Origin of the sequence: Microbacterium sorbitolivorans, assembly GCF_003327285.1 — a bacterium.
Taxonomy (GTDB): domain Bacteria; phylum Actinomycetota; class Actinomycetes; order Actinomycetales; family Microbacteriaceae; genus Microbacterium; species Microbacterium sorbitolivorans.
On record NZ_KZ848475.1, the window covers coordinates 531,268 to 552,553 of the forward strand.

The following is a 21,286-nucleotide window of genomic DNA, read 5'->3' on the forward strand; positions in this document are numbered from 1 at the left end:
CCCGCGCTCCCCCTCTGTCCCTCACGAGGAAGTGCGAGATGACAACGACGGCCACAGCGCCCCGCCGGCGTTCCCGCAAGGGAATGGCGGCCTCCTACCCCACCTGGTTCTATATCCCCTCGGCCGTGCTGTACGTCGTGCTCTTCGGCGTGCCGACCCTGGCCGGTTTCTACTTCAGCCTCACGCGCTGGGATCTCACGAACGCCGAGTTCATCGGCTTTGAGAACTACGTGCAGTTCTTTACCGAGTCCCGCCTGCTCAAGGGCTTCATCAACACCTTTATTTACGGCTTCGTCACGTCGGCCCTCAAGGTCGTGCTCGGCCTCGCGCTCGGGCTACTCTTGACGAGCTCGATCCTCGGCCGCGGCTACCTGCGCTCGACGATCTTCTTCCCTGTGCTCGTGTCGACGATCGGTATCGGCATCACGTTCAAGGTGCTGATGGATCCGTTCGACGGCCTGATCAACCAGGCACTCGCGCTCGTCGGTATCAACGGACCTGCCTGGCTGACCGATACCTCCTGGGCCCTGTTCTCCGTCGCGCTCGTCGACGTGTGGAAGGGCGTCGGTATCGCGACGCTCATCTATATCTCCGGTCTCGTGGCGATTCCGAAGGACTATTACGAGGCGGCGCGCGTCGACGGCGCGAGCGCGTGGCAGCGCTTCCGCAACATCACGCTCCCGCTCGTGCAACCCGCGACCGCGACGGTCGTACTGCTCTCGCTCATCGGCGGCCTGCGCTCGTTCGAGCTGATCTGGGCCATGACGAAGGGCGGCCCGGGCTTCACGACCGACGTCATCGCCTCGGTCATCTACAAGCAGTATCAGTCGGGCTTCTTCGGCCTGTCCACCGCAGGTAACGTCGTGCTCTTCCTCGTCGTCACCGCCATCGTCATTCCCGTGCAGTACGTGCTGAACAAGAGGCAGGTCGAGGCATGAGCGCCACCCAGGCCATCACCACGAGGGGCGCGTCGAAGCGCCTCACCCACCGCCGGCCGCTCACGCTGCGCCGCTTCACGAGCCGCTACCTCGTCGGCATCATCGCGATCCTGGTCTCGATCGTCGTGTTTATCGTGCCGTTCCTCTTCATCATCCTCACCGCGGTCAAGAACCCGCAGGAGGCGTCGCTGCTCGAGTTCTCGCTGCCGCAGCAGGGCTGGCACGCGTGGGAGAACATGCTCGAGGTCTTGCAGACCCGCAACTTCATGGTGTTGCGCGCGTTCATCAACTCGACGACGCTGACGGTCGGGTCCGTCACGATCATGGTTATCTTCGCCGCGATGGTCGGCTACATCATGCAGCGCCGCCAGTCGAAGTGGAACGCCGTCCTCAACCTCTTCGTGCTCGCGGGCCTCATCGTGCCGCCGGCGATCGTCCCCACGATCTGGGTGCTCCAGGGCATCGGCCTCTTCAAGACCATGCCCGGAATGATCCTGATCGAGGTCACCTTCGGGCTATCGTTCTGCATCCTGCTGTTCCGCTCGTTCATCGGCACGATCCCTCGCGAGCTCGACGAGGCCGCCGTGATCGACGGCGCGGGCCCCCTGCGGCTGTTCTTCACGATCATCCTGCCGCTACTGAAGCCCATCGCCATCACGGTCATCGTCGTGCAGGCCGTCAGCGTGTTCAACGACTTCACGAACCCGCTGTACTTCTTCCCCGGCGACGAGAACGTGACGCTGCAGCTGACGCTGTACAACTTCCAGGATCAGACGCTGAACCAGTGGAACCTGCTCTTCATGAACATTCTGCTCATCACGATTCCCCCGCTCATCATGTACATCTTCTTTAACCGCCAGATCGTCGAGGGCATGACGAGCGGCGCGGTGAAGGGCTAAGGACTATGACGATCACCGCCTCCGCTCCCCGCTTCGAGCACCTCGCCGAGCCCCTCGGCATCGGGGTCCCCGCTCCCCGCATCAGCTGGACGACCGACGCACCCGCCGGGTGGTCGCAGGCCGCTTACGAGATCGAGATCCGCCGCGGATCCGCGACCGCCACGAGCGGCCGCGTCGAGTCCGCCGAGCAGATCCTCGTGCCGTGGCCGGCGGATCCGCTGGAAAGCCGCGAGCGCGCGGAGGCGCGCGTGCGGCTCTGGGGATCCGACGGATCCGCGTCCGAGTTCGGCGAGTGGGCCGCCGCCGAGGCGGGCCTGCTGGATCCATCGGACTGGATCGCGCACGCGGTCGGGGCCGCGTGGGAGGAGAACGAGGACAAGGACCTGCGCCGCCCGCCGCTCGTGCGCCGCGCGTTCGCGGCGTCGGACGTGGCGAGCGCGCGCCTGTACGCCACCGCTCACGGCGTCTACGAGGCCGAGATCAACGGCCGCCGCGTCGGGCTCGACGCCCTGAACCCGGGCTGGACGGTGTACTCCGAGCGCCTCCGCGTGCACGCCTACGACGTCACGGCGCTGCTCCGCGACGGCGAGAACGTCATCGGCGCGTGGCTCGGCGACGGCTGGTACCGCGGCCGCCTCGGCTTCACGCACCACGGCCACACCTTCGACCTCTACGGCGACGATCTCTCGTTCATCGCGCAGCTCGAGATCACGCACGCCGACGGATCCGTGACCACGATCGCGACCGACGGCTCGTGGGAGGCGCACCCGTCGCCGATCCTGCGTTCCGGGCTCTATAACGGCGAGGTCTACGATGCCCGCGAGGAGGTCGACGGGTGGTCGGCGCCTGGATCCGCCACTGCCGGCTGGACGCCCGTCGCGGTGCGGCCCGCGCGCCCCGAGCGCTTCGTCGCGCCCGAGGGGCCTCCCGTGCGATGCACGGAGGAGCTCACGCCCGTCGAGGTCCTCACCTCGCCCGCCGGTCGCACCGTCCTCGATTTCGGCCAGAACTTCACGGGGCGGCTCCGGATCACGGTGTCGGGCAACGCGGGCGATACCGTCACGCTGCGCACCGCCGAGGTGCTGCAGGGCGGCGAGATCTACACGAGGCCACTGCGCGCGGCGAAGTCGACCGACGTCTACACGCTTCGGGGCGGCGGATCCGAGACCTGGGAGCCCCGCTTCACGACGCACGGCTTCCGCTTCGTCGAGGTGACCGGCTGGCCCGGATCCCTCGACGCCGGCGACATCGTGGGCCGCGTCTATCACTCCGACATGCCCCGCACCGGCTGGTTCACCTCGTCAGATGAGTCGCTCAACAAGCTGCACGAGAACGTCGTGTGGGGCACACGTAGCAACTTCGTCGACATCCCCACCGACTGCCCGCAGCGCGACGAGCGCCTCGGCTGGACGGGTGACATCCAGGTGTTTGCGCCGACGGCGTCGTTCCTCTTCGACGTGTCGGGCTTCCTCTCGAGCTGGCTCAAGGACCTCGCGGTCGAGCAGCGCCGTGAGGACACCGTGCCCTGGTACGTTCCGGTGATCCCGGGCGGGCCGATGTGGACGCCGACGCGTCCCGGTGCCGTCTGGGGCGATGCCGCCGTGCTCACGCCGTGGACGCTCTTCGAGCGCTTCGCCGACGAGGGAGTCCTCGCCGCGCAATACGAGTCCGCCCGCGGATGGGTGGATCAGATCGAGGCGCTCGCCGGACCGTCGCGGCTGTGGAACACCGGGTTCCAACTGGGCGATTGGCTGGATCCGGCCGCGCCGCCGGACGACCCCGCCGATGCCAAGACCGATCGGTACCTCGTCGCGACGGCGTACTTCGCGTGGTCGGCACGGCGCCTCGCCGACGCGGCTGCCGTTCTCGGTTTCTCTGCCGACGAGGCCCGGTATCGGGCACTCGCCGAGGAGGTGCGCGCGGCGTTCGTCGACGAATACTGGGATGGCGACCGTCTCACGAGCGATGCGCAGACGGCGTACGCGCTCGCGATCCGCTTCGAACTCCTGCCCGCCCCGCTTCGCGAGGTTGCCGGGCGCCGCCTCGCCGAGCTCGTCACCGAGGGAGGAAACCGCATCGCCGTCGGCTTCGCGGGGGTCAACGTCGTCGCCGATGCGCTGAGCTCCACCGGTCACGCCGACGCCGCGTTCGACCTGTTGTTCGAGCGAGAGTGCCCGTCGTGGATGTACATGGTCGACCAGGGCGCCACCACGATCTGGGAGCGCTGGGACAGCCAGATGCCCGACGGCACCGTCAATCCCGGCCGTATGACGAGCTTCAACCACTACGCGCTCGGATCCATCGCCGACTGGCTGCACCGCGAGGTCGCGGGGCTGTCGCCCGCCGAGCCGGGCTACCGGCGGATCCGCTTTGCGCCGACGCCCGGCCCGCTCGCCTCCGCGTCGGCGCGGCACCTCACCCCCTACGGCGAGGCGGCGATCTCGTGGACGTCGGCGGATGGGGAACTCTCGGTGGAGGTCACCGTGCCCACCGGGGCCACAGGCATCGTGGAGCTTCCCTCCGGGCGCCACGAGGTCGGATCCGGGACGCATCGGTTCGCGTAGCGCGCCGAGATTCTGACGATCGGTCGAGATTCTGACGATTATCGCGATAACGCCTAATCTCACGCGATCGTCAGAATCTCGCCGCCGCCGGGGCCGGGGCGTCAGACCAAATCGGCCCGAGTCACCCGCACCGCAATAGCCTCCCCCTCGGGCAAAGCAACCGGGTCCGCCCCCGCGAACGCGAAGTCGCGGTGCACCTCGTCGATCTCGAACTCGCCCGCGCGCGTGATGGTCATGTTCCAGGTGTCGATGATGTCGACGACGAAGCGGTCGTCTTCGACGGGGGCCTCGCCCTCGTAGTGGGTGATGGGGATCCGCACCCGCCACGACGCCGGCGCGGTGCGCCCGAAGTAGATGAGGTACTGGCGGCGACCCCACCCGACGCCGAGCTCGGGGTCGTCCCACTTGTCGATCGGGTCGAGGCCGGGCACGACGAGGTCGTCGAGGATGCCGCGCAGGAAGCCGATGCGGGCGGGCGAGGATCCACGGAGCCTCCCGCCCTCGACGATCTGCAGGCTGCCGCTCTCGGTCTCGTAGCTCTCGCCGTGCGAGGCGTAGCAGCCGTCGATCGTGACGTTCCAGAAGCGATCGACGAGCTCCTCGCCCGAGAGCTGGCCCCAGCGCGCCGCCGCGTTGCCCTCGTACTTGATCTCGTCGAGCACGATCGGCTTGTAGTAGGCGTCGCGGTAGATGCGCGCGCGGCCCGGCTTCTCGGTCGCAAAGCCGTTCTGGATCGACGCGTGCGTCACCCAGGGGCGGTTGTTGTCGAAGATGTGCATCCAGTTGTGAATGGAGCGCGGGTGCTGCGACGGGTCGATGTCGGCGATGAGCTGCCCGAGACGATCCCACCGCTCCTCCGGGCGCAGCAGCTGGTCGTATTCGTTGCAGAGCGACCACCACACGTTCGGGAAGGCTGCCAGGCGCGCGACGAGATAGCGCGCGTAGATCGCGTCCTCCTCCTCGCTCAGCTCGTTGAGGCCGAAGACGCCGCGGTCGTAGGCGTTGAGGATCAGCACGTCGGCCTCGATCCCCGCCTCGCCCAGCGCGCGCACGGCCCCGTCGAGCCTCTGGAAGAAGGCGGGCACGGGCCGCGTCACGTCCCAGCGCCCGTCGGTCTTCTCGAACGGCATGAGCTCGGGGGCGTGCTCCACGGATCCGCCCGCCTGCGGGAACACCATGAAGCGCAGCTTGTTGAACCGCGCCTCGACGAACGACGAGATCGTGTCGCCGAAGAGCGGCTCGTCCTGGTGCAGCCAGTTATAGGCGGTGCCGCCGACGGGCCGGAACGGCGTGCCGTCGGCGTGCGCGAAGTGGAAGGTGTGCGCGACCCGCACGGGGCCGCGCCCGCGCGCCTCGCCGACGTCGACGGATCCGCCGAGCACGTCGAGCGGCGTGCGCGCGTTTTCGACGGCCCAGCTCCAGGATCCGGGCTTTTCGGGCAGGAAACGGGCGCGGTAATCGCGGCCGCCGTCCCAGAAACCGGCGACCGTCACCTCGTCGCCGTCGGCGTGCCGCAGCCGCACCGTAAACGGCGCCGTCGCGATGACCGGCAGGGCGCTCTCGCCGCGGAAGGAGAGTTCGATGAGCTGGTACAGGGCGTGCGTCATGGATCCTCGTCGATCGGGGTTCAGCGCCAGTCGTGCTCGGCGACGAAGCCGAGCTCGGCCTGGATCTTGCGGGTGGACATCAGAGATTCGTATTCGCCGAGGTCGCTCGCGACGGGCGTCCCGGGAAACCATCGCGCGGCGACGGCCCGCGACGGATCCGCGGTGCCGGACGTCGGGGAGGCGACGTTATAGACGCGAAAGCCGGGCACCGGATCCGCGAGCGCGAGGGCGACGGCGCGGGCGCCGTCGCGCGCGTCGACCCAGCTGCCGATGAGGTCGCGTCGGTATCCCGGATCCGCCGCGCGCGCGAACGTGTCGTATTCGCCCTCGGCGACGACGTTCGTGAAGCGCAGGGCGGTGTACGCGGAGGATCCCCAGCGCGCGAGCTGCGCGGCGATCGCCTCCTCGGCGACCTTGCCGAGGCCGTAAGTGTTGCTAGCGCTTGTATAGGTCTCGTCGACCGGGAGCTGCGGCGGGGCCTCGTCGAACGGGAAGCCCATCGCCGTGATGCTCGAGGCGAAGACGACATTGTCGATGCCTACGCGGTGCGCCGCGTGCAGCACGTTGAACGTCGCGGTCACGTTGGTGTGGAAGGTGGTCACGTCGGGCACGAGGCCGTTGACCGGGATCGCCGCGAGGTGCACGAGCGCGTCGAGCCCCTCGTGGCGGGCGGTGACGCCGAAAAGCGCGTCGAGCGTCTGGCCGTAGTCGCCGAGGTCGACCCGCGTGAAGCCGGCACCTGCTGATCCGACGAGGTCGAAGCCGATGACCTCGTGGCCCTCCGCGGTCAGCCGCTCGACCGTGGCGCGGCCGAGCTTGCCGCTGCTTCCCGTGACGCCGATGATCATTCGCCGCTCCTTTGCGAGTGAGTTATTATTCACTGTTGATTAGTCTAGCAGGGCGTTTTGCGGGCGGTGAGATTCTGACGATCGCTCGAGATTCTGGCGATTATCGCGAATACGCCGATTCTCACGCGATCGTCAGAATCTCACCGAGCCGCCCCCAACACCTCGGCAGCCTCGGGCCGATGCACGCCCCGGGGCCGATACCCGAGCGCCCCCGACACCCCCACCAGATCCGCCAACAGCCAAATAATGGCCAGCCACATCTCGGTGCCCTGCAGCCCCGGAACCTGCGCGTCGCGCCGCGGCCCGGCCTTCGCGGCCGCGAAGGGGAAGCCCTCCCCCGGAACCCAGTGCGTCAGGGCATCCTCGAGCAGCAGGCTCGCGGTGCGGCGGATCTCGTCGGCGCGGTAATCCGGGGCCCCCTGCCGCGCGAGCCACAGCGGGTGCGCGACGTCGAGCACGTTGCACGCGTTCTGGTTCTCGCGATCGAAGAACCGCCCCTCGCGGGCGTGCGCCAGGACCGTGTCGATCACACGCTGCGGCCGCGGCAGCGGCACCCCGAACTGCGCGTAGCTGCCGCGCGAGGCGCGGTAGAAGCCATTCACGATCTGCAGATCGCCGTCTGCGGGAGACGGCGTTCCCCACATGCCGGTCCGCGGATCCGTGTGCGCGGTCAACCAGCCGAACAGCGCGACCGCGGTCGCCTCGGCGCCCGGGGTGTTCTTGCGGCGGTTCCAGAGCAGCGCCGTGCCGAGCGCGTCGGCATAGTTGCCGGCGTTCCACGGCCGCCCCTCCCACGGCAGCGCCGCGAGGTAGTCGAGCGTGCCGTCGGCGCCGAGCTCGTCGAACGCCGCGATCGGGTGCGCGAACTCCGAACCGAGCACGTCGAGCGCGTAGCCGACGCTCAGCACCGAATACGGCGACTCGCTGTCGACGAGGGCCATACCCGACGGATCCGGGTTGCCGGCGGAATCGAACGGCGGCACGAGACCCGTTTCCGGATCCTGCAGCGCGCGCAGGCGCGCGACGTGCTCGTCCGCGGGGAGCTGCGGCGGGACGTCGCCCAGCAGGTACGCCGCGATCTCGACGGCATCGCAGTGCGCCCGCACGGTCGGATCCGCGCCCGGCTTATCGAGGTAACCCGCGCTATCCCACGCGCGGTCGAGGATCCGGGGCGCGCTGGCGCGCGCCTCGTCCGCGAACGCGGCGAGGCGGCTCGCGACATCGCCCTCGGGGGCGTCGGGCTTCACGCGCCACTTGCGCACGCGCGCGGGGTTTCCGGCGACGACCGCGCCGGCGGGCACATCCTTCGTGACGATGGATCCGGCCGCGATCATCGCGCGGTCGCCGACCGTCACGCCGTCGACGATCATGACGTGCGAGCCAACCCACACGTCGTCACCGATCGTGATGCCCTTCGCGGTGAGGGGCTGTTTGAAGACGGGGGTGTCCGGATCCGCCATCGTGTGGTTGAACGCGAGGATCGACGTGTGCGCGCCGATGCGCACGGCGTTGCCGAGCGTGACCTCACCGCGTACGACGGTGAAGGGGTTAATGGTGCAGTTCGCGCCGGTGACGAGGGTGCCTGTCACGTAGGCGTGGCCGGCGACGTACGAGCTATCGCCGAGCACCATGCGGTCCATCTGCACCGCCGCGATCTCCGACACGAAGCACCGCTCGCCGATCGAGACCTCGGGGTTCAGGCGCATCGCCTCGGCCTGCAGGGCGAGCTGCCGCTCCCGCTCGTCGGCGCTCGAGTGCTCCCAGAAGAACCAGGGCGAGTAGTCGAAGTGGTTCTTATCGAACGGAGAGGTCGTCATCGTCTTCCCTTTCAGGGCCCGCGTGGGCGGGCATACATCCGACGTTACGCAGTCTCCGCGCCGCGAATTGCACGAACGATCGCATTCGATCATCGGCCGACACGGGTTAGGGTATGAATAAAGATTCAGACCCGATCGCTTTGCGAGGGGAACGGAGACCAGGGTGACCCAGAACACGATCCGTCAGGCCGATGGCCAGACGCGGCTGATGACGAAGATCGCGCGCATGTATCACGAGCACGGTCTGCGTCAGGCCGAGATCGCGCGCCAGCTGAGCATCTCGCAGGCGAAGGTCTCGCGCCTGCTGAAGCGCGCCGAGCAGGCGGGCATCATCCGCACGATCGTGACCGCGGCACCCGGCGTCTACGCCGAGCTCGAGGAGGAGATCGAGAAGCGCTTCGGCCTCAACGAGGCCGTCGTCGTCGACGTGGATCCGGAGGCGAGCGAGCAGGACATCCTCGCCGCGATCGGCGCGGGCGCGGCCGGATATCTCGAGGCCTCGTTCTCGGGCCGCGACCGCATCGGCGTCTCGTCGTGGAGCCAGACGGTGCTCGCGATGGTCGACCGCATGCGCCCCCTCAACCCGCGCGGGGCCGAGGAGGTCGTGCAGCTGCTCGGCGGCGTCGGGGCGCCCGAGGCGCAGAGCCACTCCAACCGGATCCTGGGCGAGTTCGCCCGCATGATCGGCGCCGAGGCGGTCTACGTGCCGGCGCCCGGAATCGTCGCGACGCGCGAGATCCACGCGAGCCTCATGCAGGAGGCGCCGATGCAGGAGATCACGCGGCACTGGCGGGACCTCACGGTCGCGATCATGGGCATCGGCAGCATCGAGCCGTCGGCCGTGCTCGCGACGAGCGGCAACGCGTTCTCGTCCGGCGAGATCCAGAGGCTCGCCGACGCCGGCGCCGCGGGCGACATCTGCCACCGCATCTTCCGCGCCGACGGATCGCTCGTGGAGGGCGACCACGACGACCGCATCATCGCGATCCAGACCGACGACCTGCTGCGGATCCCGCGCCGCGTCGGCCTCGCGGGCGGCCCGCGCAAGCGCGACGCGATCCGCGGCGCCCTCGAGGGTAGGTGGATCACGACCCTCATCACCGACGTCCACACCGCCGAGGCGCTGGTCGCGGAGTAGAGGGTCGCCACAAAACGTCGCCTCAAGCCACCCCGAGGCGACAATTCATGGCGACCCAGTATGGAGGAATGGGTCGCCACAAAATGTCGCCTGCGCGTGCGCTCGGGCGACGTTTTGTGGCGACCCTTAAGACGGGCTAGAGCGACGCGGCCAGGCGCTCGATGCCCGGGCGCAGGCTCGTGAGCACCGGCACGTCGACCGTCGCAGCGTCAGCGGCCGACGCCATCGATGCCTGCGCCAGCACGATCACGTCGGCGTCGGGCGCGAGCCGCTCGATCGCCGCCACGACGAGCCGGTCGTGGGTCTCGCGATCCCCGCCCGCGACCGCCTCGAACGCGCCCTCGACGACCTCGCTCACGATCTGCGGATCCCGACCCGCGAGCTCCGCGCGCTCGCGGATCAGCGAGGTCGTCGGCTCGCACGTCGTCGGCAGCGTCGCGATCACCGCGATGCGGGGCCCCGTCGCGACCGCGACGTCGGCCATCGCCTCGTCGATGCGCAGCACCGGGATGCCGACGCGCTCCGCGATCGGCGCCGCGAGCTGAGAGATCGACGAGCAGGTGAACATCACGGCGTCCGCGCCGCCGTCCTTCGCCGCGCGCGCGAGGCTCTCGAGGCGGCCCTCGATGGATCCGGAGAGCCGCGGGTCGCGCAGGTCGGCGACGATCTTGTCGTCGAGGTAGTTGACCGTCGCGACATCCGGCAGCAGCTCTCCGGCGAGCGCCATCACCGGCGGGATGACGACCGCTCCCGTATGGAGAAATGCGATTCGGGTCATGATCAGCCCTTCACGGATCCGGCGGCCATGCCCGCCATGATCTTCTTGTTGAGGAAGATGAAGACAATCAGCAGCGCGATGATGTTGATGCTGACCGACGCGAAGAGCGCGCCGTAGTTGGTTCCACCGTACTGGTCGGACAGGCTCAGCAGCCCGACCTGAATCGTCGCGAGCTCGGGCCGCGTCGTGAAGGTCAGCGCGATCAGCAGGTCGTTGAAAACGCTGAAGAACTGCACGAGCCCGATCGTGAGCATCGCGTTCTTCATCATGGGGATACCGATGATGAAGAACGAACGCAGCGGGCTGGATCCGTCCATCGTGGCGGCCTCGAACATCTCGCGCGGGACGGCGCGGAAGTAGGCGGCCATCAGGAAGGTCGTGAGCGGGATGCCCATCGCCGTGTAGGTGAGGATCAGCGGCCACAGGCTGTCGGTGATGCCGAGCTTGAAGTAGGTCGTGAACAGCGGAACAAGGATCATCTGGCCGGGCACCATGATGCCCGCCATGATCAGCAGCAGCGTCTGGCGACGCCCCTTCCAGATCATGACCTCGAGCGCGTAACCGGCGGCGACGCCGAGGAAGATGATGAGCACGACCGAGGGGATCGTCACGATGAGGCTGTTGCGATAGTTGACGAGGATGTTGCCCCGCGTGAACGCCTCGATGTAGTTCGTGAGGTTGAAGCTCTCGGGCAGTGCCCACGTCGGGTTCGAGAAGAACTCGCCCTGCGTCTTGAAGGAGCCGAGGATCATCCAGAGCATCGGGTACATCACGACGATGAGCAAGAGGGCGACGGCGATCCACACGGGGATCCGCTTCAGCGCGCGCTTGGCGGCGCGCCCGCGCTTCGTGGGCACCTTGCGAGAGGGTGCCTTGGCCTGGATGAGGGTCTGGGTGGCGGTCACGTCAGTCCTCCGTGCGCTTCGACGACGAGCGGAACACCGTCAGCGTGAACACCATGCAGAGCAGGGTCAGGATGACGGCGATGGTCGATCCGTAGCCGTACTCGGCGTATTCGAACGCGGTGCGGTACATGTACAGGGTCAGCGGCGAGGTCGAGGTGCCGGGGCCGCCGTTGTTGAGGGCGAGCAGGCTGTCGAACACCTTGAGCGTCGCGTTGAAGCTGAAGATCACCGACGACAGCAGGATCGGCGCCGACAGCGGCAGGATGATGTGGCGCACGAGGCGCAACCCGCTCGCGCCGTCGATGCGCGCCGACTCGATGACCTCGTCGGGGATGTCGAGGAGGCCCGTGTAGAGGAGCACGGCGTAGAAGCCCATCGAGGTCCACAGCGTCATGAGGATCGCGACGAGCATCGTGCCCCACGTCGTCGCGAGGAACTCGACGCTCTCGCCGCCGAAGAGGTTGATGATGTCGTTCACGGGGCCCTGGTTGTCGCCGACGGCGACGAGGCTCTTGAACAGCATCGACACCGCGACGGTGGGCAGCACCATCGGGAAGAACACGACGGTGCGGATGAACGCGCTCCCCTTGCGCAGCACGAACACGTACAGCAGCGCCAGCAGGTAGCCGACCGTCACCTGCGCGGCCGTCATGATGACGGCGAACAGGATCGTGATCCACAGCGCGTGGAGCGCGTCCTTGTCGGTGAAGAAGGTCGCGAAGTTGTCGACGCCGACGAAGGTGAAGCCGCGCAGCAGGTTGCCCTGGAAGAACGACAGCCCGAACGACCACAGGACGGGCACGATCTTTAGCAGAACGTACACCGCCAGCACCGGCACGAGCAGGATGAGGACGGTCTTGCGGTCCCCGAAGACGCGTGACATCGCGACCCCTTTACACGGAAGAGGGGCGCCGGCCTTCCGCGGAAGGCCGGCGCCCGGACGGCATTACTGGGCGGCGTCGATGCTCGACTGGAGCGCGGTCATGTAGTCTTCGGGGCTCATGTCGCCCGAGACGAGGAGGCTTCCGTTGGTCGAGGCGAGCGAGTTCGTCTTCGCGTCGAACAGCGCCTCGAACCACAGCACGGTCTCGTCGATGTCGGCGACCTTCTCCTGGACCATCTTGGTCGCGGGGGCGACGTCGGCCACGTCGCCGTTGACCTGGAAGCCCGACACGATGCCAGCGGTCTCGAGCGCCTGCGTGCCGTAGTTCTCGGCGATGCAGCTGAACCAGGCCTCGGTCTTGGGGCCGATGGTCTTGGCGTTCGCGGCCATGGCGGCGCCCGCGTTGGCGGCCCATTGGTTGATATCGCCCGCGCCGCCCTCGACGGCGGGGAACGGCATGAAGCCAATGTTCTCGGCGCCGATCTCATCCTGGCTGTCGTCGTTGATGGCGCTGAGCAGCCACGAGCCGTCGTACTTCATGGCGGCTTTACCGGTCAGGAACTGGGCGGTCGAGGTGCCGCCGTCCATCGTCTGGAAGCCGGTGCCGAAGTACCCCGCGGTCGCGAGATCCTGCAGCGCGGCCGCGCCGGCGACGTATTCCGGATCCGTGAGCTTCGCGGATCCGTCCTTGATCTTCGCCATCGCGTCCGGGCCCGCGTTGCGGAAGATGTACATGCCCATGAGGCGCGTCATCGGCCAGCCGTCGGCGCCGGCGGTCGTCAGCGGCTGATATCCCGCGGCCTGCAGCGCGTCGGCCGCGGCGAGGAGCTCGTCGTAGGTCTGGGGCTCGTCGATGCCGACCTCGTCAAAGATCGTCTTGTTGTACCAAATGCCCTCAAGGTTGTACTGGTACGGCAGCGAAACCATCTGGCCGTAGACGTTCTTCACAGTCGAGGCCGCCGCGGGAAGGATGTTGCTGAAGGCGTCGCCCAGCACGTCCTCGTAGTCGGCGACGAGGCCCGCGGCGCCGAGGTCGCCCGTCGGGCGCACCATGTCGGTTCCGGCAATGAAGTGCTGCGGCAGTGCGTTCTGGCTCGCGAGCAGCGTCACCTTCTGCACGGTGTCGGCCTGCGCGGTCTTCTGATGCTCGATCGGCATCGCCGCGTTCTCCTCCGCGCACGCGCCGTCGGCGAGCATCTGCAGCTGGTCTTCGAGCGCCTGGTTCTCGTTGGCGGTGAGGACGGTGAACTTGTCCGGCTCGTCGCTGCCGCCGGTGGATCCGTCGGTGGATCCGCCGTTGCCGCCCGCGCATCCGGCGAGCGCGGCAACGGTCAGCGCCGCGAAGCCGGTGAGGGCCCAGCGACGCGAAGTGCTGTGGATGGTCATGTCGTCCTCCTTGACGAGGTGTGGGTACGCCAGAACAGTAGGAAAAGTTTCGCTCTGTGTCAACACTCGGGGTTGAAATTTTATGCAACTTGTGTCTGAATCGAGACATGCACCCTGCATCTTCCGCCCTCCTCGCTCCCGTGACCGCCGCCAGCGCCCGCTGGGCCGACGGCTTCTGGGGCGGCATCCACGCCCGCACGCGCGACGTGACGATCCCGCAGATCTGGGGGTCGCTCGCGGATCCCGCCGTCAGCCAGGGCCTCACGAATTTCCTCATCGCCACGGGCGAGAAGGAGGGCGTGCACCTCGGCCCGCCGTTCATGGACGGCGACCTCTACAAGTGGATGGAGGCGGCGATCGACTCGCTCGAGACCCGCCCGGATCCGGAGCTCGCGGAGCGCATCGAGCACCTCGCGGGCCTCATCGCGAAGGTGCAGCGCGACGACGGCTACGTGCACACCCCGACGACGATCTCGGAGGTGAACGGCGAGGCGGCGACCGCGCTCGCCGACCGCTTCAACTTCGAGACGTACAACCTCGGCCACCTCATCACGGCGGGCGTGCGCCACTACGAAGTCACGGGCAGCGAGGCGCTCCTCGGCCCCGCGAAGGGTGCCGCGCGATTCCTCGCCCACCTCGCGAACGACAAGCCGCTCGAGCTCGCCCGCAGCGCGATCTGCCCGTCGCACTACATGGCGGTGATGGACCTGTATCGCGTGACCCGCGATCGCCAGTACCTCGAGCTCGCGCAGGCATTCCTGCGGGTGCGCGACGAGTTCGATGAGGGCGGCGACGACAACCAGGATCGCCTCGCGGTGCGCGACCAGGTCGTCGTCGCGGGCCACGCCGTGCGCGCGAACTACCTCTACGCGGGCCTCGCCGACCTCGTGCTCGAGACCGGCGACGCCGAGCTGCGCACCGTGCTCGAGCGCCTCTGGGACGACGTCAACGACACGAAGCTGTACGTCACGGGCGGCTGCGGCGCGCTCTACGACGGCGCCTCGCCCTACGGCCACCAGTGGCAGGGCGAGATCAGCCGGGTCCACCAGGCCTATGGCTACGCGTATCAGCTGCCGAACACGACGGCGCACGCCGAATCCTGCGCCAACATCGGCATGATCTTCTGGAGCGAGCGCATGCTCGCCCTCACGGGCGACGCGAAGTACGCCGACGTCATCGAGCGCATTGCCTACAACGTGCTCCTCGCGAGCATCGGCCTCGACGGCGGCACCTACTTCTACACGAACGCGCTGCGTCAGGTGCGGGGCCTCCCCTACGAGCTGCGCCGCCCCGGCGATACCGGCCAGCTCGACGTGCCGGCCCCGCCGCCGTCCGACGAGCGCGTGCGCCAGGAGTTCATGTCGTGCTTCTGCTGCCCGCCGAACATCGCGCGCGCCCTCGCGAGCTTCCACACGCGCGTCGCCTCGACCTCGCACGAGAGCCTGTTCATCCACCAGTACGGCGGCAGCGAGATCTCGGTCGACGTCGGCGACGCGAGCGTCTCGCTGCGCGAAGACAGCGACTACCCGTGGGATGGCCGCATCGCCTTCACCGTGACGGCGGCGACCGGATCCCTCCCCGTACACCTGCGGATCCCCGGCTGGGCCCGCGGGGCGACCCTCGCCGTTAACGGCGAGCCGGTCGCCGTCACGGCGCCGTCGAGCTACGCCCCGATCGAGCGCGCATGGGCCGTGGGCGACGAGATCGTGCTCGAGCTGCCCATGCCGACGCGCCTCGTGCGCGGCCACCGCCTCGCCGAAGAACTCACGGGGCAGGTCGCCGTGCAACGCGGCCCGGTCGTCTATGCCGTTGAGAGCATGGACCTGCCGGCCGGCGCGCGCCTCGAACAGATCGCGCTGCGCCGTGGATCCGCGTTCGAGCCCCGCGAGATCGCCATCGAGGGCGCCCGCCTGCTCGCCCTCGACACGGAGGCGGCCGTGCTGCCGCTCTCCGGATCCGATGGGCTCTACGAGGACCTCGAAGACGGCAACCTCGAGACGGCGCCCGTGCGCCTCGTTCCCTACTACGCGTGGGGAAACCGCGGCGTCGGCGAGATGTCGGTGTGGATGCCGGTGGTGTGGTGATGACCGCGTACGTTCACGCCACCTACGAGATCGAGACGTCGCTGCCGCTGCAGCAGGCGGCCGAGATCCTCGCGGGCGAGCAGTCGACGGGCACCTTCGTGCGCGTCGAGCGCGAGACCGACGACGTCCGCGCGCGCTTCGCGGCGCAGGTCGCGAGCCTCGACGAGCTGCCGCTGACCGGATCCGCTCCCCTGCCGGGTGCGGTCGGGGATCCGGCCCTCCGGCGCCGCGCGCGGCTCGTGATCCGGTACCCGCTCGACAACTTCGGCCCGTCGATCCCGAACCTTCTCGCCGCGGTCGCCGGAAACCTCTTTGAGATCAAGGAGCTCGCGGCGATCCGCCTCGTCGACCTCGACCTGCCGGCCGAGTTCGCGGTGCGATACCCCGGCCCGCGCTTCGGGCTCTCGGGCACGCGCCTGCTCATGAACGCGCCGAGCGGGGTGATGCTCGGCACGATCATCAAGCCCAGCATCGGCCTCGCCCCGCACGAGCTGGCCGAAGTCGTCGACGAGCTCGCGACGGCCGGCATCGACTTCATCAAGGACGACGAGCTCCAGGGCAACGGACCCTCCTCGCCGCTCGAAGAGCGCGTTCGCGCGGTCATGCCCGTGCTGAAGCGTCACGCCGATCGCACCGGCAAGATGCCGATGTACGCGTTCAACATCACCGACGACATCGACCGCCTCGAGGCGAACCACGACCTCGTCGTCGCCGCCGGCGGAACCTGCGTCATGGCGTGCATCAACATGGTCGGGCTGTCGGGGCTCGAATACCTCGCCCGCCGCGCGGAGGTGCCGATTCACGGGCACCGCGCGATGTTCGGATCCATCGGGCGCAGCGATCAGGTCGGCATCGCCTTCCGCGCGTGGCAGAAACTCGCACGCCTGTCCGGCGCCGATCACCTGCACACGAACGGCATCAGCAACAAGTTCTACGAGTCGGACGAGCAGGTGCTCGCCGCGATCTCCGATGTGCGCGAGCCCCTGCTCGGCACCATCCCGACCGTGCCCGTGCTCTCGAGCGGGCAGTGGGCGGGCCTCGCGCACGCGACCCACGCCGCGACGGGCACCTCCGACCTGCTCGTGCTCTCGGGTGGCGGCGTGCACGGACACCCCGACGGCCCCGCCGGAGGCGTCGCGAGCATGCGCGAAGCGTGGGCGTCGGCCGAGCGGGGCGAGACCCTCGACGAGGCGTACGCCTCGTCGTCGGCCCTGCGCCGCGCGGCCGAGCGGTTTGGGGCCTACCGTGGTGCGCATGGGTGATGGAGGGTCTGGTGCGGGCTTTGTAGTGGGCGGGGTCGGCGCGGGCTTCGTCGTGGGCCGGGCCGGCGCGGGCTTCGTCGTGGGCCGGGCCGGCGCGGGCCGACCCGCGGGCGGATCCGCGGGTTCGGGCGGCTTGGCGAGCGGATCCGGTGCGGGGGGCGCGCGGCCGCGCGTCGCGTTTTATGGCGACGACTTCACGGGCAGCGTCGACGTGTTGTTGCAATTCGCGCGGCGCGGCTGGTCGGCACGGCTCTTCGTGGGAAGGCCGACTCCGCGAGACCTCGCCGACGCGGCCGCGACGAACGACGTCGTCGGCATCGCGGGCGTCGCGCGATCGCTACCGACGGATCAGATCGAGGCGGAGGTCGGCCCCGCGCTCGACCTGCTGCTGTCGGTGGATCCGGACATCGTGCAGTACAAGGCCTGCTCGACCGCCGACTCGTCGCCGACGGTCGGGAGCCTGGGACGCGTGCTCGAGGTATCGCGCTCGCGCTTTTCCGGGGTGGTGCCGATGCTGTTCGCGCAGCCCGACTTCGGGCGATACACGGCGTTCGGGCACCACTTCGCAGCGGAACGCGGCACCGTCTATCGGCTCGATCGGCAGCCAACGATGTCTCAGCACCCGTCGACCCCGATGCACGAGTCGGATCTCGCCGAGCACCTGCGCCAGCAGACCTCCCTGCCCATCGCGAGCCTGCCATTCACGCAGTACCCGGTGCCCGAACTGCGGAGTTGGCCCAGATTTGCGGATCCCCACCTCGAAGGCACTCCGCAGAATGGGGTCATCTCCGAAGTTACGGACCACGCGGGTGCCGCGCAGGGCGCTGACCCCGAATTACGGACTTGGCCCCAAACTGCGGATCCAGACCCGGGTGGCGCTCCGCAGAACGGGGCCAACTCCGAAGAACCGGGCCACGCGCTCGCCGCGCTGATCCGCGCGTCCGACGCCGCGGGCGTCGTGCTCGACGCGCTCGACGAGTCGCATCTGCTCGCGGTCGGGGCCGCGGTCTCCGCCCTCCCGCGCCCGGTCTTCGCGATCGGATCCGGTGGCCTCAGCCACGCGATTGCAGCCGCGGATCCGCGGGATGCGGCGCCGATCCCGGCCCGCGGATCCGAGACCGGGCCCGTGCTCGTCGTCTCGGGTAGCCGGTCGGCGGCGACGCGACGCCAGGCCGACCACGCCGCCTGCGCGGGGTGGCTCGTGCGACCGCTCTCGCTCACCGGCGGGCCGCTCGACGACGTGATCGCGGCGCTCGCGTCGGGGCGCAGCGTCGTGCTGACATCGGACGACGCGGACACCTCGGGCGCCGCCGATGTGCTACCCCGGATCGCCGCAGCGAGCGCGGACGCGATCCGCGCCGCCCTCCCCCACACGCGCCGGATCATCGTGGCCGGCGGCGACACGTCGAGCCGCGTCACGAGCCTGCTCGGCGTGGCATCGCTGTCGATCGCGGCGAACCCCTGTGCGAACGTCGTGCTACTCAAAACCCACGCCACGGATCCGCAGATCGACGGCATCGAGCTTCTCCTCAAGGGAGGTCAGGTCGGCGACGACGACCTCTTCGAGGCCCTACGCACCCTATAGGGTCGCCACAAAACGTCGCCTCAAGCCACACCGACGCGACAATTCATGGCGACCCTACCGGGTGTGCACCCGCAGCCGCGGTTCCTGCAGCAGGCCCGATTCGACGCCCTCGAGCGCGAGGTCGAGATCCTGGATCCGGAATCGGCGGCCGTGCGCGCGCTCGGCCGCCTCCGCGACGGCGGGCAGGTGCTCGTCCACCGCGAGCCGGTTCGCCGTCGTGTTGTGCACGACGACCTCGATCTCGTGGTCGCCCGCGGCGAGCGCGCCGAGCTCGACGCGGAACGGGGCCGACCACGCGGATCCGGCCCTGCGCCCGTCGACGAACACCTCCGCCGCGACGCCCACCGGGTAGACGATTTTCGCGCGGAAGGACGGCCCGCGGATCCCGCGGTCGGCGAGCTCGCTCGGCAGCGCCTCCACGCCGCCGAGGTCGAGCGCGACGTCGCCCGCGCGGTCGAGGGTGAATGCGGCACGGTAGCTTGCGGATCCGGAGTAGCCCGTGCGCGAATCCTCCCAGCGGTGCGGGAACGAGATGGGCTCCTGCACCTCGCCCGGGAACGCGACGCTCCACCTCTCGGCCCGCACCTCGCGGTCCGCCTTGTAAACCCGCCGATCCCCCTCGACACCGCCCACGATCACGATGGCCTGGTACGGCGCGAGCTCGATCTCACCCGCCGCGAGGGCGCGGATGTCGCCGGTGCGCGGATCCGCGAGCGCCCAGTTTTCGTGCGCGCCCGTCGGCGCGAACGCGATCACAGCCGGTGTCGCTGCCGTGTTCGCGACGAAGAATATGTCGTTGTCGTCCGAGCGGCGATGGGTCACACCGACCGCCGCGCGGTGCCGCTCGGGCACGACGAGCGGGTGGTCGGAGGCGAGGCGCCGCTGGAGCGCCGCGCGGAGGTCGGCCTCGGGGACGGTGAGGTCCGCGATGGCATCACCCGGCGCGCGATCCACCGCGATCACGAGAGCGCCCGCCGCGCGGGCCCGGCGGATCCACTCTGCCGACGGCACCTCGCTCGCCCGCGGCAGCACGATCACGTCGAAGGCGTCGGGTGCGAGGAACGCGGTGGAGGCGTCGTCGAAGAGGTCGAAATCGTGCCCGGCGTCGCGGATCGCGGCGGGGATGGCGGATCCGATCCAGGTGCGGGCACGGCGCGAGAGATCCAGGCCCTCGAGCGAGGCGTCGATGTCGCGGATCGGCACGTAGAGTCCGACGCGGGCGATGCGGGTGCCCTGGCGCATGATCCACGACAGGCGCGCGATGTAGCTCCAGAGATCCGGGGCGACGGGCCACCACGCGTTGCGGTCGTCGAGCGCGGCCGCGGCGTAGAAGACGTTGCCGACGCCCGGCCCATCGGCCGGCGTCGACGGCCAGCCGTGGCCGAAGAACTGGTTGATGCCGCACAGAATGTGCTCGTGCACCTCGCCCGCGAGGTCGAGCGGGGTGGCGCGGAAGGAGGGCGAGTGGTTCCAGGTCCACGTCTCCGACGACACCACCGTCACGCCGCACACCCGCGCACCCGACGACGCCCAGCGAGTCTGCGTGATGTCGCGCCAGCCCCAGCCCTCGCCCTCGATCTGGTCGACGAAACGGTAGCTGCTCACGGCGGCGGGCGGCTCGCCATAGCCCTGCACGCGCAGCGGCACGCCCTTCGACCGGGCCCATGCCTGCAGCGGCATGAGGAATCGATCCTCGTAAAGCTCGGTGCGGGTTTGGCCCATGTCGGCGCGCAGTCTCGCGCTGCCCGCGTCGTCGACATCGAGCTTCCACAGCTCCGGAAGCAGCGGGTACCCGCGCCGCGCCTCGAACTCCTGCGGAAAGAGCGGCGTCCAGTCGCCGTGATACACCTCGAGGCTGTCGCAGAACACGGATCCGATCCGCGCGACCGCGTTCACCAGCGGCTCCGCGACGACGTCGATATGGTGCCGGATCGCCGCCTCGGAATAGTGATCGAGCACCGGCCCCTCGATGCCGCGGGCGGCACGCTTCACGTTTTGCCCGGTGAGCCGTGAGATCGCGAACAGCACGACCCGCGGGCCCGCGCCCGCGGGGATCCGGATCCCGTCCGCGTCCCACGCGAGCGGCCGCACGTCGTCGGGGGCCTCCTGGATGGATCCGTCGCCGAGGTACGCGCCGACGAGCTCGTCCCCCGGCCACGCGGCCGGGATCGGGATCCGCTGCGCGCCCGGCGCGATCTCGAACCTCTCCCAGTGCAGCGTGCGCGCGGCATGCCCGGGGCCGATGTGCGCGCCGCCATACGACCAGCCGCTGCCGAGCGTGATGTCGAGGCGCAGGCCGAGCTCGTCGGCGACCTCTCCGGCGTGGCGCAGATTCTGCAGGAACGGCTCGCTGAGGAACAGGTCGCCCTCCTCCGCCATCGGGTAGACGTAGGAGACCTCGGCGCCCCGCAGCCCCGCGTCGCGCATCGCGGTGAGCTCGCGCCGGATCCGCTCCGGCGTCTGCGCCGGCCCGAACCACCACCAGCGCATCATCGGAGCGGCCTCGCGCGGCGGCGTGCGGAACTTCTCGGACAGCTCTGTCACGGGATCCTCGTTTCGAAACGTTTCAGCCAGGATAGTGGGGCGGGCGGC

At 69.1% G+C, this 21,286-nt stretch carries 15 protein-coding genes; 7 read left to right on the forward strand and 8 right to left on the reverse strand.

Annotated elements, in window-relative coordinates:
- The first annotated feature begins 38 nt into the window (after positions 1–38).
- The 3 genes from DTO57_RS11305 to DTO57_RS11315 are packed head-to-tail and all read left to right on the forward strand — an operon-like array spanning position 39 to position 4,401.
- On the forward strand, positions 39–938 hold the full coding sequence (locus DTO57_RS11305) for a carbohydrate ABC transporter permease (protein WP_114118326.1): 900 nt from the start codon (positions 39–41) through the stop codon (positions 936–938).
- Positions 935–1,837 carry a carbohydrate ABC transporter permease gene (locus DTO57_RS11310; protein WP_114118327.1) on the forward strand — a complete coding sequence of 301 codons (903 nt, stop codon included), beginning with the start codon at positions 935–937 and terminating at the stop codon, positions 1,835–1,837. Before DTO57_RS11305 ends, DTO57_RS11310 begins: the two co-directional genes overlap by 4 nt.
- A 5-nt stretch (positions 1,838–1,842) precedes the next feature.
- On the forward strand, positions 1,843–4,401 hold the full coding sequence (locus DTO57_RS11315; RefSeq protein WP_114118328.1) for an alpha-L-rhamnosidase: 2,559 nt from the start codon (positions 1,843–1,845) through the stop codon (positions 4,399–4,401).
- Positions 4,402–4,502: 101 nt separating this feature from the next.
- On the opposite strand, the gene DTO57_RS11320 is transcribed toward DTO57_RS11315, so the two are convergent.
- From DTO57_RS11320 to DTO57_RS11330, 3 genes are all read right to left on the reverse strand, one after another.
- The gene (locus DTO57_RS11320) at positions 4,503–6,008 is read right to left on the reverse strand and encodes an apiosidase-like domain-containing protein (RefSeq protein WP_114118329.1); all 1,506 of its coding nucleotides are present in this window, start codon (positions 6,006–6,008) and stop codon (positions 4,503–4,505) included.
- A 20-nt stretch (positions 6,009–6,028) separates the two neighbouring features.
- Positions 6,029–6,856 (reverse strand): NAD-dependent epimerase/dehydratase family protein, encoded by an 828-nt coding sequence (locus DTO57_RS11325; RefSeq protein WP_114118330.1) that lies wholly within the window; start codon positions 6,854–6,856, stop codon positions 6,029–6,031.
- Positions 6,857–6,996: 140 nt separating this feature from the next.
- The gene (locus DTO57_RS11330; RefSeq protein WP_114118331.1) at positions 6,997–8,673 is read right to left on the reverse strand and encodes an acyltransferase; all 1,677 of its coding nucleotides are present in this window, start codon (positions 8,671–8,673) and stop codon (positions 6,997–6,999) included.
- A 163-nt stretch (positions 8,674–8,836) separates the two neighbouring features.
- Here DTO57_RS11330 and DTO57_RS11335 point away from each other — a divergent pair, with 163 nt between their 5' ends.
- Positions 8,837–9,811, forward strand: a complete 975-nt coding sequence (locus DTO57_RS11335) for a sugar-binding transcriptional regulator (RefSeq protein WP_229730408.1) — start codon at positions 8,837–8,839, stop codon at positions 9,809–9,811.
- Positions 9,812–9,947: 136 nt separating this feature from the next.
- Here the strand turns inward: DTO57_RS11335 and DTO57_RS11340 are convergent, their stop codons facing one another.
- The 4 genes from DTO57_RS11340 to DTO57_RS11355 all read right to left on the reverse strand — a co-directional run bounded on the left by DTO57_RS11340 (position 9,948) and on the right by DTO57_RS11355 (position 13,763).
- Positions 9,948–10,589: an aspartate/glutamate racemase family protein gene (locus tag DTO57_RS11340; RefSeq protein ID WP_114118332.1), complete on the reverse strand. Its 642-nt coding sequence runs from the start codon at positions 10,587–10,589 to the stop codon at positions 9,948–9,950.
- A 2-nt stretch (positions 10,590–10,591) separates the two neighbouring features.
- Positions 10,592–11,494, reverse strand: coding sequence for a carbohydrate ABC transporter permease (locus DTO57_RS11345; protein WP_229730409.1), 903 nt, complete (start codon positions 11,492–11,494; stop codon positions 10,592–10,594).
- A 1-nt stretch (position 11,495) separates the two neighbouring features.
- Positions 11,496–12,377, reverse strand: coding sequence for a carbohydrate ABC transporter permease (locus DTO57_RS11350; RefSeq protein ID WP_114118333.1), 882 nt, complete (start codon positions 12,375–12,377; stop codon positions 11,496–11,498).
- Between the two features lie 63 nt (positions 12,378–12,440).
- The gene (locus tag DTO57_RS11355; RefSeq protein WP_114118334.1) at positions 12,441–13,763 is read right to left on the reverse strand and encodes an ABC transporter substrate-binding protein; all 1,323 of its coding nucleotides are present in this window, start codon (positions 13,761–13,763) and stop codon (positions 12,441–12,443) included.
- Between the two features lie 107 nt (positions 13,764–13,870).
- On the opposite strand from DTO57_RS11355, the gene DTO57_RS11360 reads away from it, so the two are divergent.
- From DTO57_RS11360 to DTO57_RS11370, 3 genes are read left to right on the forward strand one after another with little or no spacing between them, the layout of a single operon-like run.
- Positions 13,871–15,847 carry a glycoside hydrolase family 127 protein gene (locus DTO57_RS11360; RefSeq protein ID WP_114118335.1) on the forward strand — a complete coding sequence of 659 codons (1,977 nt, stop codon included), beginning with the start codon at positions 13,871–13,873 and terminating at the stop codon, positions 15,845–15,847.
- Positions 15,847–17,109 (forward strand): RuBisCO large subunit C-terminal-like domain-containing protein, encoded by a 1,263-nt coding sequence (locus DTO57_RS11365; protein WP_114118383.1) that lies wholly within the window; start codon positions 15,847–15,849, stop codon positions 17,107–17,109. The genes DTO57_RS11360 and DTO57_RS11365 overlap by 1 nt, the downstream gene beginning before the upstream one ends.
- Entirely contained in the window at positions 17,102–18,694 is a 1,593-nt protein-coding gene (locus DTO57_RS11370) for a four-carbon acid sugar kinase family protein (RefSeq protein WP_162785758.1), read from the forward strand. Before DTO57_RS11365 ends, DTO57_RS11370 begins: the two co-directional genes overlap by 8 nt.
- Positions 18,695–18,748: 54 nt before the next feature.
- Here DTO57_RS11370 and DTO57_RS11375 read toward each other — a convergent pair whose 3' ends face one another.
- Complete coding sequence (locus tag DTO57_RS11375; protein ID WP_114118337.1) at positions 18,749–21,238, reverse strand: glycosyl hydrolase; 2,490 nt, start codon at positions 21,236–21,238, stop codon at positions 18,749–18,751.
- Between the last annotated feature and the right edge of the window lie 48 nt (positions 21,239–21,286).

What these genes read in the sequence shown, in the direction of transcription:
- DTO57_RS11330 (WP_114118331.1), bottom strand. Translation starts at nt 8,673, where the DNA reads ATGACGACCTCTCCGTTCGATAAGAACCACTTCGACTACTCGCCCTGG.
- DTO57_RS11360 (WP_114118335.1), top strand. Translation starts at nt 13,871, where the DNA reads ATGCACCCTGCATCTTCCGCCCTCCTCGCTCCCGTGACCGCCGCCAGC.
- DTO57_RS11305 (WP_114118326.1), top strand. Translation starts at nt 39, where the DNA reads ATGACAACGACGGCCACAGCGCCCCGCCGGCGTTCCCGCAAGGGAATG.
- DTO57_RS11340 (WP_114118332.1), bottom strand. Translation starts at nt 10,589, where the DNA reads ATGACCCGAATCGCATTTCTCCATACGGGAGCGGTCGTCATCCCGCCG.
- DTO57_RS11355 (WP_114118334.1), bottom strand. Translation starts at nt 13,763, where the DNA reads ATGACCATCCACAGCACTTCGCGTCGCTGGGCCCTCACCGGCTTCGCG.
- DTO57_RS11350 (WP_114118333.1), bottom strand. Translation starts at nt 12,377, where the DNA reads ATGTCACGCGTCTTCGGGGACCGCAAGACCGTCCTCATCCTGCTCGTG.
- DTO57_RS11315 (WP_114118328.1), top strand. Translation starts at nt 1,843, where the DNA reads ATGACGATCACCGCCTCCGCTCCCCGCTTCGAGCACCTCGCCGAGCCC.
- DTO57_RS11310 (WP_114118327.1), top strand. Translation starts at nt 935, where the DNA reads ATGAGCGCCACCCAGGCCATCACCACGAGGGGCGCGTCGAAGCGCCTC.
- DTO57_RS11325 (WP_114118330.1), bottom strand. Translation starts at nt 6,856, where the DNA reads ATGATCATCGGCGTCACGGGAAGCAGCGGCAAGCTCGGCCGCGCCACG.
- DTO57_RS11370 (WP_162785758.1), top strand. Translation starts at nt 17,102, where the DNA reads ATGGGTGATGGAGGGTCTGGTGCGGGCTTTGTAGTGGGCGGGGTCGGC.
- DTO57_RS11320 (WP_114118329.1), bottom strand. Translation starts at nt 6,008, where the DNA reads ATGACGCACGCCCTGTACCAGCTCATCGAACTCTCCTTCCGCGGCGAG.
- DTO57_RS11365 (WP_114118383.1), top strand. Translation starts at nt 15,847, where the DNA reads ATGACCGCGTACGTTCACGCCACCTACGAGATCGAGACGTCGCTGCCG.